General features: G+C 62.9%; 7 protein-coding genes. 3 read left to right on the top strand and 4 right to left on the bottom strand.

Annotation, left to right across the window (positions count from 1 at the left end):
* Window positions 1-434: 434 nt before the first annotated feature.
* Window positions 435-2840 (bottom strand): Lon protease family protein, encoded by a 2406-nt coding sequence (locus ACYQ2T_RS10155; protein ID WP_459900347.1) that lies wholly within the window; start codon window positions 2838-2840, stop codon window positions 435-437.
* A gap of 270 nt (window positions 2841-3110) precedes the next feature.
* Between ACYQ2T_RS10155 and ACYQ2T_RS10150 the strand changes: the two genes are divergently transcribed.
* On the top strand, window positions 3111-5534 hold the full coding sequence (locus ACYQ2T_RS10150) for a methyl-accepting chemotaxis protein (RefSeq protein WP_459900345.1): 2424 nt from the start codon (window positions 3111-3113) through the stop codon (window positions 5532-5534).
* 121 nt (window positions 5535-5655) lie between these two features.
* Here the strand turns inward: ACYQ2T_RS10150 and ACYQ2T_RS10145 are convergent, their stop codons facing one another.
* A complete protein-coding gene (locus tag ACYQ2T_RS10145) occupies window positions 5656-6591 on the bottom strand; it encodes an IS110 family RNA-guided transposase (protein WP_459898185.1) in 936 nt (311 codons plus the stop codon).
* Window positions 6592-7299: 708 nt separating this feature from the next.
* On the opposite strand from ACYQ2T_RS10145, the gene ACYQ2T_RS10140 reads away from it, so the two are divergent.
* Window positions 7300-7983, top strand: coding sequence for a LysE family translocator (locus ACYQ2T_RS10140; RefSeq protein WP_459900343.1), 684 nt, complete (start codon window positions 7300-7302; stop codon window positions 7981-7983).
* A 101-nt stretch (window positions 7984-8084) separates the two neighbouring features.
* A complete protein-coding gene (locus ACYQ2T_RS10135; RefSeq protein WP_459900341.1) occupies window positions 8085-9482 on the top strand; it encodes a response regulator in 1398 nt (465 codons plus the stop codon).
* Between the two features lie 233 nt (window positions 9483-9715).
* On the opposite strand, the gene ACYQ2T_RS10130 is transcribed toward ACYQ2T_RS10135, so the two are convergent.
* Both ACYQ2T_RS10130 and ACYQ2T_RS10125 read right to left on the bottom strand, forming a co-directional pair.
* A complete protein-coding gene (locus ACYQ2T_RS10130) occupies window positions 9716-12229 on the bottom strand; it encodes a heavy metal translocating P-type ATPase (protein ID WP_459900339.1) in 2514 nt (837 codons plus the stop codon).
* Between the two features lie 65 nt (window positions 12230-12294).
* Window positions 12295-12486, bottom strand: a complete 192-nt coding sequence (locus ACYQ2T_RS10125; RefSeq protein WP_459900338.1) for a FeoB-associated Cys-rich membrane protein — start codon at window positions 12484-12486, stop codon at window positions 12295-12297.
* Between the last annotated feature and the right edge of the window lie 197 nt (window positions 12487-12683).

The following is a 12683-nucleotide window of genomic DNA, read 5'->3' as shown; positions in this document are numbered from 1 at the left end:
TTCTGCTGTCCTTTTTTCTTGCTCACGCCAAACAGGGATGCTCACCGGCATTCAAATGGCGACAACGCCCCCCAAAAAAATGCTCCCCATCCACACGGACGGGAGCACGGCAGGGGTGACGACTGCGCCATACAAAGGCACCCGGTCTGTGCGCACATGGGATTCCAAAGGGCCCACGGCCCTTTGGCCTGCGGAGCACAAAAAGCCCTGCCCTCGCCCACCCCATAACGCCATCCCCCCCAAAAACTCCCCATCCACACGGACGAGAGCCGTCAGGGGTGACGACCGCGCCATACAAAGGCACCCGGTCTGTGCGCACATGGGATCCCTAAGGGCCCACGGCCCTTAGGCCTGCGGAGCACAAAAAAGCGCCGCCCCCATTTCCGGGAGCGGCGCGTTACGACATCACAATGGCGAGACGCCTTACGGTGCGGCTATTCGTCGCACTGGTTCTTGGCGGCAAGCTCGGCGAGTTCGGCGAGGCGGTCGTCCACGCGGCGGTAGAGGGTGCCGGTGGGGAACTTGCCGGAGGGGCGGCGTTTGCCTGCGGGCAGGCCTGTGAGAATCTCCATGGCCTGCTCTATGGTCTCCACGGGGTAGATGTGGAACATGCCAGCCTTGACGGCTTCGACGACTTCGGTGCCGAGCATGAGATGCACAACGTTGTCCTTGGGGACGATGACGCCTTGCTTGCCGGTCAGGCCGCGACGCTTGCAGACCTGAAAGAAGCCTTCGATTTTGCGGGTCACGCCGCCGACGGCCATGATGGCTCCGGACTGGCTGACGGCGCCGGTGAAGGCGTAGGAGTGGTTGATGGGCGCGCCGGAGAGCGCGGAGAGGAGCGAGGCCAGCTCGGCGCCGGACGCGGAGTCGCCTTCGACCTCGACGTAGGACTGCTCAAAGCAGAGGCTCCCGGTGAGGACGAGGGGCTTGTCCTGCGCGAACAGGCCGGTGAGATAGCTCTTGAGAATCATCATGCCCTTGGTGTGGATGGGGCCGCCGAGTTCGGCTTCGCGCTCCAGATCGAGAATGCCACCGTGCCCCACACCTACGGTGCAGGAAATCTGGTGCGGCAGACCGAATTCGTAGCCGCCGTAGGCGGTCACGGCGAGCCCGTTGGCGCGGCCCACGGCGTCGCCGGTGGTGGCGACCTTGATGAGCTGACGGTCGTACTCGCCGAGGAATTCTTCCTCGTAGTAATTGGCGCGGAAGTCGCGGTTGCGGGCGGCGCGCTCGAAGATGTCGCTGGTGACAACCTCGCGCTTCTCCATACGGGCAAGGGCCGAGGCCTCAATCATCAGCTCACGCACGAGGGGGAGTTGCAGGGACAGCTTCTTCTGGTCCTCAGCCATGCGCGAAGCATGATCCACAAGGGCGGCAAGGGCGGTGCGGTCAAAGGGCGCAAGGTCGGCGTCGCGGATGATGCGCGCCATGACGCCCAGATAACCCTTGATGGAGCTGGCGCTGCGAGGAACGGTGTCCTGCATGTGCGCCTTGAGCTTGAAGAGCTTTGGGAAGCGGTCGTCCACGGCGTAGAGGGTCTCGTAAATGTCGTCGGTGCCGATGAGGATAACCTTCACGGACAGGGGCACGGGCTTTGGCTCAATGCCCTTGGTGCGCATGGCTTCGCGTTCCTGCGCGTCCTCTATCTTGCTGACGCCTGCGCGCAGGGCGCGGAGCAAACCGTCCCACGCCTGCGGCTCCTGCAGCAGGTCTTCCATACGCAGGACAAGAAAGCCCCCGTTGGCGCGGTGCAATGCGCCGGCCTTGATGAGGGTAAAGTCTGTGTACAGCGCGCCCATTTCGGATTCCCGCTCAATGCTGCCAAGCAGATTGGCCACGGTGGGATGATTCTCGAAAATGATGGGCGCACCGGAACAGTCGCAGTTATCCACGAAGCGGTTGACGGTGTAGCGCACAAAAAAGTCCACCTGCGAGCCACCGTCAAAGAGCGCCTGCATGCCGGAGACAGGCGCGCTATCCGCGGGCAGGAACTGGTCCATGTTGTCGAGAATGTCGGCGCGCAGGGCCTTGAGGTAGCCGGAGACGTCGTCGCTGTCTTCGTAGCCGTCGGCGAGGGGCTTCAGGTGCACGTCCAGAACGGCGTCCACGACGCTGCGTTCCAGCTTGCGCCGGTCCTCGCGGTAGTCGCGTTCTTCGCGGGTAAGCTGGCGCAGGCTCTTGGTCATCTCCGCCAGCAGGGTGTCGCCGCTCTTCTTGAGCTTGGTGCGCAGGCCCACGTCGAGCTTGTCGAAGTCGATTTCGGACACGACTTTGCCTTCCACGAGGGGATAGAGGCTCATGCCGCCCTGCTCGTCCACCTCCAACTCAAAACCCTTGGCGGATGCCCGTTTTTCCATTTCACGGACCATCTCTTCGCGCCGGTCCTGAAAGGAGCGCAGCAGCGTCTCGCTCTTGCGGGCGAAGGAGTCCTGCTCCAAGCGCTCGGGGATTTCGCGGCGGATGTCCGTGATGGCGGCGTCGAGGGCTTTTTTGAACGTCTTGCCGCCGCCTGCGGGCAGGCGCATGATGCGCGGCCGGTCAGGATCCTGAAAATTGTAGACGTAGACGAGGTCCGTCGGGCGGTCCTTCTTTGCCGCGCGCGGCTCCAGAAACTGGCGGACCATGTAGGTCCGGCCAAGGTTCGGGTCACCGGCCACATAGACGTTGTAGCCGGGGTCGCTGATGGCGAGGCCCATCTCAAGGCCCATGAGCGCACGGGGCTGGGGCGGCTTGATGGCTGCGGACTGCGGAATCTCTCGGCTGTCGGCGTAGGCGATCTTTTCCGGGGGCATGACGGCCCGGAGTCTGGTGCTGGAAAGCGGTTTCGGTTTAGCCATGGGGCTCCTTCTTATACTGCATATTCGCGGCGTCAAGCCGCCTCTGGCACAGGACTACCCACTCGTCGCCAATTTGTCATCATCCACAACCCAGCCAAATATGGAGCAGGGCAAGGCGAAGAGCGCACGTTACGGGTCTGTTTGGCTGTTTGTCGCGCCGCGTCACCTCCCATGTTACCGAAACGTCACAGAAAAGCCATACGTTACACACAGTATTACGCCATAGCTCCTGCTGCCAGTCTGGCATTCCAATGACCTTGGGGGGAGAATATGAGTGTAAAATCCAAGCTGGTGCTGTTTTGCCTGCTGGTCGGCCTGCTGCCGACGGCGCTCATGGGCTTTTACAGCGTCAAGCTGGCAACGGACAGCCTGTCCGACGCCGCCTTCAATCAATTGACCTCAGTGCGCGACGCACGCAAGCGAACCGTCACCGAACTGCTTGGCACATGGCATGACGAGGCGCGCATCTATGCCACGTCCAAGGATGTGTACAACGCCCTTGGCATGCTGCGCGACTACGCATGGGGCGAGGCCAAAGCCGGTGAACGCATGGACATCACCGCCGCGGAGTACACGGAGCTGGCCGCCTATGTGTCGCGCGCGTTTACGCCCTTCGTGAAGAAGCTGGGCTACGCTGACGCCTACCTCATCGGCGACGATGGCCGCATCCTCTACACCGTGCAGGGCGGGCGCGACCTTGGTGAAGACCTCGCCAAGGGGGCGCTGCTGCAGGACTCCAACCTCGCCGCGGCGTGGAAGCGCGCCCTTGAGGGCCAGACCACCTTTGCGGATATGGCCGCCTACCCGGCGCTGGATGGCGCTCCGGCCATGTTTGTGGCCTCGCCCGTGCTGGACCATACCGGTGCGGTGGAGGGCGTGGCCGCCCTGCGTCTGCCTGTGGACCGCCTAAGTTCCATCATGAACGGGCGCGCGGGCATGGGCGATACCGGAGAAACCTACATCGTTGGCCCGGATGGCCTGCTGCGGTCGGACTCGCTGCAAAACGCGACGACGCCCATGGACCTGGGGACGGTGTACGCCGCGCCGGATGAAGCGCGCATCACCACCAAGGCCGCCACCGCCGCCCTCGCCGGAGAGGCCGACACCCGCATTATAACGGACTATGGCGGTGTGGAAACACTGTCCGCCTATGCGCCGGTGCAGGTGCATGGCCTCAGCTGGGCGCTTTTGGCCGAGGTTGACACCGCAGAGGCCTTTGCTCCGGTCCGCCGCCTGTGGCGCGCCGCGCTGCTGCTTGGCGCGGTGACAGGATGCATCATCCTTGCGCTGACCATTCTCTTTGTCCGCCGGGAAATTACCCGCCCCCTCGACGCCGTGACGGCCTTCCTGCGCCAGACGGCGGCAGGGGACTTCTCCTGCACGCTGGAGGGCACGTTCAAGGCCGAGATGCTCCAACTGGCCAGCGGAGTGCGCCAGATGTTCAATACGGTGAAGGAACGCCTTGGTTTTGCACAGGGCGTGCTCAGAGGCATTGCCCAGCCCTGCCTTGTCCTGGACCCGCAGGGACGTCTTGCCTTCATCAACACCCACGCGCTGACACTGCTTGGCAGCACGCAGGAGCCAAAGGCCCTGACCGGCCAGCCGCTGGAGCAGGTGCTGCCCGGCGGAGACGCTGACGCGGCGCTCCCTCTTCACGCCCTGGCCCAGCGCGTGACCCTTGCCGAGGAGCAGGCCCTTGCCACGCACAGCGGAGCCAAACAGGTGAGCATCAGCGCAACGCCGATATATGACCTTGATGGCGACATCCTCGGAGCCTTTGCCATGTACTACGACCTGACGCACATCCGCGAGCAGGAGCAGCGCATTCAGGAACATACGCAAAGTCTGGAACGCGTGGCCCAGCAGGCTGCGGGCATTGCCTCGCAGGTGTCCGAAGCCGCAACGGAATTGCACGGACGCAGCCAAAGCATGGAGCAGGGCGCGATGACCCAAAGCAGGCGCACCGAATCCACAGCGGCCAGCGTCCAGCAGATGTCCGCCACCACGCTGGATGTCGCGCAGAATGCCTCGGACGCGGCGCACAGCGCCACCATTGCGCGGGAAAAGGCCGAAGGCGGCAACGCCATTGTGGAGGAGGCCGTCACTGCCATTGGCGAGGTGCACGAACGCACCAAGGCCATTGGCACGGCCATGGACGAGCTGTCGGTCAGCGCCGAGGGCATCGGAAAAATTATGACCGTTATCGAGGACATTGCGGACCAGACCAACCTCCTCGCCCTCAACGCGGCCATTGAAGCCGCCCGCGCGGGCGAAGCGGGACGCGGCTTTGCCGTGGTCGCTGACGAAGTCCGCAAGCTGGCGGAAAAGACCATGCTCGCCACCCGCGATGTGGCGCAGTCCATTTCCAGCATCCAATCCAGCGCTGCCTCCAGCCGCGAAGCCACGGCAAAGGCCGAGGACGCCGTCACCCGCTCCACAGCCCTCGCCGAAGAATCCGGACGCGCCCTGCAGGAAATTGTGGAGTTGGTGGCCGGAACGGCGGACCAAATCCACACCATCGCCGCCGCAGGGGATGAACAGTCCGCCGCCAGCGAGGAAATACGCCGCGCGGTTGAGGACATCAGTTCCATATCGCGCACCACGGCCACGGAATCCGGCAACGCGCTGGAAACCATCGCCTCCCTCGAAACGCAGGCCAAACGGCTGGAATCGCTCATCCAAAGCATCCGCTAACGCGCCCCGCCCGCCACAGGCCACGCCCCGGCTGACGCCGGGCGCCTGTGGCGGCGGCGAACCGTTCACGACACACCCGTCCCCCCCCCATAAAAGGATTGTTAAGCAATCGTATTGGCAATCAAGCGTTAAGTGCAGGATCCCAAGGTTTTCCCGTCCGTAAAATCGCATTGCAAATCACGAGAAGCTTCCTTGCACAGGCAGTGAGGGCGACCTTTTTAGGTTTGCCCGCATCGCAAAGACGCTGGTAGAAGGCTCGAATTGCAGGGTTCCAGACAGTCGCTGAGATTGCGCTCATGTAAAGGGCGCTACGTACTTTTATTCGTCCTCCCCAAACGCAACGTTGCCCCGTTTTCTTGCCGCTATCCCTGTTGAATGGTGCCAGGCCTGCTAGAGAAGCTGCTTGCTTCGGCGTTAACGTCCCCAACTCAGGAAAGAAAGCAAGAAGAGTCGCAGAGGTTACTGACGAAATCCCTTTCGTGGTTTCAAGCAACGTTGCCTTATCGCTAAAATCTTTGTCACTGAGAATGTGTTTCTTGATTTCAAGTGACAAACTCTTTTCTTGCGTTCTTAGAGTAGCAATGACGTCTTCAATATAAGGGCGCACATCAGACGAAGCTCGCTGCAAGCGAACGCGCTCCCGGGAAAGGATTTCGACGACCTGCCGACGACGGTTAACTAGAGTTTCCAGCTTGCGCTGAGTTGCCCGGACTTTTTGATTTTCCCGGACAGGGACGACTTCCCCAAACTGAACAAGAACAAGAGCATCAATACGATCCGTCTTCGCCAACACTCCGAGGCTCCGGGCAAAGTCACGCACACGGCGAGGATTCACAACAGCGACGGGAATGCCTTGCTCCATCAAAAAATCTGCGGCGTCAGACTCATATCCACCTGTCGCTTCCACGATGACGAGCTCAACATTATGCGCTTCTGCCGTCTCAACGATTTGCTGAAAACCCGAAGGGGTATTTTCAACAGTGGACGTGCTGTCGTCACCAGAAATGGCGACATCAAGCTTGGCCTTCGATACGTCAATGCCCATGGTGCGTTTCATCGTAGTTCACTCTTCCTTGCAAATTCGAGCTTTGTGCTCTAACAATCATTCGAGTTTGTACTACATATTGCGGCGACCCAGCTTAACAACGAGCTCATTACTCAAGGACGTACGGTCTGCCGCAACAGCCGCCTTCATGCCAGTCATGGAGGCGGCTTCCTTTTTTCTCCGCCTTCGGCTTGAGGGTCAATATACAAGGATGAAATCCTTACCCCCCCGGAGGGAATATACGGCAGGCATCACCACACGGCATGCCCAACGCCAGCCGTGTGGTGATGCCATCCATTACGGCCTCCAACAGCGGAAACAACTGCTCTTCCCCCCGCACACTCTGCCCCCCAGACGTCACGCGACACACACTTTCCACCACGGCGTCACCGCCACGTCACAGTGCCCCCGTAGGTTCGCCCTAGCCCCTGAAAGCACCGCAGAGAGGCACGCACAACAGAAGAGAAAGACACCTCCGACAACCCCCTTCCAACTCCCACACTCCCCTCTGGCACTCTCCCCGGCTTGGCACACGAAGCCGGGGAGACTTTTTTGCGGCTCCGGGCATAATGTTCATAATTTCTCAACATATTTCAACATGATACATCGCTTTGGAACACAACGAACAACCAACCGACGCTGCATGCTCTGCGCCATACATGGCGCGCGGCGGACACGCCCGCCCTTGCCAAGGCGCGTGAAATACCGCACCACTAGCCCATGACATACGACGCCCTCTCTTTCCTCGTCACCGGCACCCTCCTTGGGCTGGCCGCCGGGCTTGCCCCCGGCCCTCTGCTGACGCTGGTTGTCACGGAAAGCCTATCCAATGGCTTTTCCTCCGGCCTGCGCGTGGCCCTTGCGCCGCTGGTTTCAGACTCGCCCATCGTGCTGGGCTGCCTGTACGTCCTGAGCACCATCACCCTTGGCGCCACATCGGAGCTCACCATCCCCGGCCTTGCCAAGGGCCTTGGCGTTGTCTCCCTTATCGGCGCGGGCTTTCTGGTCTACCTCGCCCGCGAGACGTGGAGCGCACCTTTGCCGAGCTTTGCACCTGCCGCGCGCCCGCCACGGTCACTCATGAAAGGGGCGCTGGTGAACCTCTTAAGCCCGCATCCGTACCTCTTCTGGCTCACCATCGGCACGCCGCTCATGGCGACCTCCATGCAGAAAGCGGGCATGACCGGGCCTGTGCTGGTTGTGGTCAGCTTCTACGCCGTGCTGGTGGGGGCCAAGATGGCTGTGGCCTACGGTGTGGCGCGCTCCTCCGGCCTGCTGACGCCGCGGGTGTACACCAGCATTTTGCGCGGCATGGCCATCATCCTTGTGGGCTTTGCCATCTTCCTCGCCCATGAGGGGGTTATCTGGTACACGCAGCGCGGAAATGCCATTGCGCTTCAATAGCCCCGCCACATGCAAACATCCGGCAACACTTGTAAACCTTCGGCTACGCCGTGCATGCGCCCGGCATTGCACTGATGGCAAAAATGCCCTACAGCACATCCATGCCGACTCCGAAAATTCTGGTCGTTGACGACTCCCTGCTTATCCGCAAGGCCATCCAGCACGAGCTGACCCAGCTTGGCGCTATGGTCACACAGGCCCGCGATGGTCAGGAGGGGCTGGAAAAGGCCCACGCCGATCATTTCGACCTCATCATTTCCGATGTGGATATGCCGCGTATGGACGGGTATACCCTGTGCCAGCAGCTCAAAGCGGACCCGAAAACCGCGCGTACGCCCGTGGTGATCTGCAGCTCGCAGGACAGTGAGGAAGCCATCGACAAGGGCTTCCACGCCGGGGCGGACGGCTACCTGCCCAAGTCCGACGGGAGCGAGGGCTTCCGCCGCGCCATCCGCGACGTGCTGGACCGCGCCAATATCATCAGCGGCCGCCTTATCCTTGTGGTGGACGACTCCACCCTTGTCCGCCACAGCGTCAGCGACGCGTTGACGCAGGCAGGCTTTCGCGTTGCCACGGCCAACAATGGACGCGACGCCATGCAGTGGCTTGCGGACAACGGCGCGCCGGACCTCATCATCAGCGACATTGAGATGCCCCAGATGGGCGGCATGGAACTGCTCACCACCATCAAGCGGCATCCGCAGTGGCATTCCATCCCCTTCCTCGTCATGACCTCCATGGCGGACCAAGGCACCATCCGGCGGCTGTACCGCGCCGGGGCCGCGTCCTATGTGCCCAAGCCCTTCAACGCCCCGCACCTTGTGCACACGGCGGAAAAACTGCTCTCGGACAACTTCCTCAAGCTACTGCGGGAAAAGGAACGCCTCCAGTCCGAACACGGCCTTTTGCTGGCCTCCATCACCAGCCTTATTCAGGCCCTTGAAGCGCGCGACCTGTACACCCGCGGCCACTCCGAAGCCGTGGCCCGCATCGCCACCGGCATGGCCCGCACCATGGGCATGCCCGCCGAACAGGTAGAAAGCCTTGAAATCGCCGCGCGCCTGCATGACCTTGGCAAAATCGGCATCCCGGATTCCGTGCTCCTCAAGCCCGGCAAGCTCACGGACGAAGAGTACGAAATCATCAAAACGCACCCCACCATCGGTGCGGACATCCTGCGCCCCATCCCCTCCCTCGCCGACCTCATCCCCGCCGTGCAGAGCCACCACGAGCGCCTTGACGGCACCGGCTATCCCCAAGGGCTGAAAGGCGACGAAATTCCGCTGTTTGCGCGCATCATTGCCGTGGGGGACATCTATCACGCCCTGACCAGCAACCGCCCCTACCGCGCGCCCATGCCCGAGGACCGGGTGCTGGAAATCATCAACGACGCGCGCGGCTCGCACCTGTGCCCGGAATGCGTGGACGTGTTTCTGCAGTACCTGGAGGAATCCGGCCAGCATGCGCCGCGTCCGGCCACGGCCGGGACGCCGCTGTAGCGCCCCTTTCCGTTCACGCCGCCCCACGCGCTCGTGCGCGGCATTCTTCTGACGCGCGTAGCGCGTTGCGCGCCACCACCGCCGAGGACGCTCCGCCAGTTCGCACGGCACCATCGCACCACGCACAGGCCAAAACAGCCCCGCGGACAAAGACGCCCCCTTTTCAACGCGAACGGGCCGCCCTGCATCATGCAGGGCGGCCCGTTCTTTCGTGTGCAGTGCGGGGGAGCGCGCTAGCGCGCCGCGTCGTTGAAGAACCGAAGCCGGAGGGCGTTGGAGACGACCGTCACGGAGGACAGAGCCATGGCCGTCCCGGCAATCATGGGGTTCAGGGTGGGCCCGCCAAAGATGTGCAGCACGCCCGCGGCAATGGGGATGCCGAGGGAGTTGAAGGCAAAGGCCCAAAAGAGGTTTTGCTTAATATTGCGCAGCACCGCGCGCGACAAACGCAGGGCCGTCAACACGCTTCGCAGGTTGTCGCGCACAAGGACGATATCGCCGGACTCCACGGCCACGTCAATGCCGGACCCCATGGCGATGCCGCAGTCCGCCTGCGCCAGCGCCGGAGCGTCGTTGATGCCGTCGCCCGCCATGGCCACGGACAGGCCCTGCTGTTGCAGTTCGCGCACGACCTCGGCCTTGCGCTCGGGCAGAACGCGGGCCGCAACGTCATCAATGCCAACCTTGGCGGCCACGGCGCGGGCGGTTTCTTCCGAGTCGCCCGTCAGCATGACCACCTTGAGGCCCATACGCTTTAATTCCGCCACCACCTCCGGGGCTTCCTCGCGCATGGTGTCCGCCACGGCAAGAAGCGCCGTCATGCGGCCATCCACGGCCATATGCAGAACGGTCTTGGCCTCTGCGGCAAGGGCCGCGGCCTTCTCGCCCACTTCGGGCGCGTCCAGTCCGTCCACACCGCCCTCACGCATGCAGGCGTCGTTGCCCACGAGCACGGTGTGCCCCTCCACCTGTGCGGAGAGTCCGCGTCCGTGCAGGGCTTCAAAGTTCTCCACACGCGGCAGGCGGACGCCGTCCTCCTTGGCGCGGGCTGTGATGGCCGTGGCCAAAGGATGCTCCGAGGAGCTTTCCGCCGCAGCGGCAAGGCGCAGGGCGTCTGCCTCATCCGCGCCGCCAATGGGGACGATGTCCGTCAGGCGGGGGGTGCCGTGGGTCAGGGTGCCTGTCTTGTCAAAGACAATGGCCCGCACGCCCTGCGCGGCCTGCAGGGCCTGACCGCTCTTCACCAGCACGCCAAGGCCAGCGCCGCGCCCGGTGCCCACCATGATGGACGTCGGGGTAGCAAGACCCATAGCGCACGGGCAGGCGATAACCAGCACCGCCACAAAGATGCGCAGCGCAAAGGGGAAGTCCACCGCGCCAAAGGCCAGCCACGCCAGGCTGGACACCACGGCAATGGCCATAACCGTCGGCACAAAATAAAAGCTCACCGTATCGGCAAGATTGGCGATGGGGGCCTTGGTGCCCTGCGCCTCGCGCACCATGCGGATGATGCGGGCGAGGGTGGTATCCTGCCCCACACGGTCCGCACGGATGGTCAGCGCGCCGGAGGTATTCATGGTGCCGCCCGCCACGGTGTCGCCATCGGTCTTGGTCACGGGCAAGGACTCGCCCGTCAGCATGGACTCGTCCACGCCGGAGCGTCCAGACACCACCGTGCCGTCAACGGGGATACGCTCGCCCGGGCGCACCAGCAGGGTGTCGCCCTCTTCCACCTCTTCGGCGGGAATTTCGCGCTGCTCGCCGGAGTCGTCCACGAGGGTCGCGGTATCCGGGGCAAGGCGCATCAGGGCGCGGATGGCGTCCGAGGTCTTGATGCGCGAGCGCGCCTCAAAATATTTGCCAAGGGAAATCATGGCGATAAGCACCGCCGCGGACTCAAAATACAAGTCCATGGCCCGCGCGTGGGGATTCACGCCAAGGCCAATCTCCAGCGTATTCCACAGGCTGTAGATGAGCGCCGCGCCCGTGCCCACGGCAATGAGCGAGTCCATATCCGGCGAGCGCCGCCACAAATTCGGAAATCCGCGCAGGTAGAAGTGCCGTCCGGACCATACCACAGGGAGCGTCAGCACCAGCTGCGCCACGGCAAAGGCCAGCGGCGAATGCGCCGGGTCCAGCCACGCCGGAAGCGGCATACCAAACATATGCCCCATGGAAAGGATAAGCAGCGGCAGCGCAAAGGCGAACGCCGGAATCAGCCGCCGCCGCGCATCGGCGAGGCGGGCAAGGGCCTCCTGCTGGCGTTCCTCGAACATATCCGTGCCCGCGCTGGCGGGTGTGGCCGTGAAGCCCAGCTTGGCAATGGCCTCGCGGATGGCGCGCTGGGATGTGACCTTCGGGTCAAAGGCAAACACACCGGACTCGGCGGCAAGGCTGACGCTGGCGCTTTCCACGCCCTGCATCTGGCCCACCACCTTCTCAATGCGTCCCGAGCAGGCGGCGCAGTGCATGCCGCTGATGGCAAGGGTCACCTCGCGGTTGTCCGGCGGGGCTTCGGTCTCAAAGCCAAGTCCCTTCACGCGGTCGGCAATGTCGGAAAAGTCGAGCTTCGCGGGGTCGAAGGCCACGTCCATGGTCTCGGCCGCCAGATTCACCGACGCCTTGTCCACGCCCTCCATCTGCCCCACCACTTTTTCAATGCGGCCGGAACAGGCGGCGCAATGCATGCCCTTAACCGGGGCAAGAATGCGCTTCAGGCTTTCCTTTTCGCTGTGCTGTTCATCCATTGGTTTCTGCTCGTTGGTCATAATTCAGAACGCTACGCCGACCCGGCACCACTGTGCAACCCTTCCTAGCAGCCGCCGCACCCGCCGCAGCCACCGCCCCGGTTGTCGAGGCTCTTGGATGATGAGGCGGAATCGCACCCGTCGCAGCCGCACCCGCAGCCCGAAGACTTCTTGCTCGTGTACCGCCACACAAGATACCCGCCGGCAGCGGCAATCAAAACCACAACGGCCACAATGTCGAATATATTGCTGTCCATGCTGTCCTCCCCCGGGGCTGACCCCGGACGTGTTCTTTGAATTCTTCTTTATGATAGTGAATGTCGTTTTCAACATCTAATCCTCGTCCCCCGTATCGTCAAGGATGCTGGGGCGGGTTTTCCCCTTTTGGGCGGGCACCGCTCCCGCGCGCCACGGGGCGCTGCGCAAAAAGGCCCGCCCCGCAGGCAGGCAGCGC

This window comes from Desulfobaculum senezii, assembly GCF_054657395.1.
This window is presented reverse-complemented; position numbering and strand designations above follow the sequence as displayed.

Excerpts from the sequence above, each read along its gene's own strand:
- ACYQ2T_RS10125 (WP_459900338.1), bottom strand. The coding sequence starts at position 12,486 with ATGGACAGCAATATATTCGACATTGTGGCCGTTGTGGTTTTGATTGCC.
- ACYQ2T_RS10130 (WP_459900339.1), bottom strand. The coding sequence starts at position 12,229 with ATGGATGAACAGCACAGCGAAAAGGAAAGCCTGAAGCGCATTCTTGCC.
- ACYQ2T_RS10155 (WP_459900347.1), bottom strand. The coding sequence starts at position 2,840 with ATGGCTAAACCGAAACCGCTTTCCAGCACCAGACTCCGGGCCGTCATG.
- ACYQ2T_RS10145 (WP_459898185.1), bottom strand. The coding sequence starts at position 6,591 with ATGAAACGCACCATGGGCATTGACGTATCGAAGGCCAAGCTTGATGTC.
- ACYQ2T_RS10150 (WP_459900345.1), top strand. The coding sequence starts at position 3,111 with ATGAGTGTAAAATCCAAGCTGGTGCTGTTTTGCCTGCTGGTCGGCCTG.
- ACYQ2T_RS10135 (WP_459900341.1), top strand. The coding sequence starts at position 8,085 with ATGCCGACTCCGAAAATTCTGGTCGTTGACGACTCCCTGCTTATCCGC.
- ACYQ2T_RS10140 (WP_459900343.1), top strand. The coding sequence starts at position 7,300 with ATGACATACGACGCCCTCTCTTTCCTCGTCACCGGCACCCTCCTTGGG.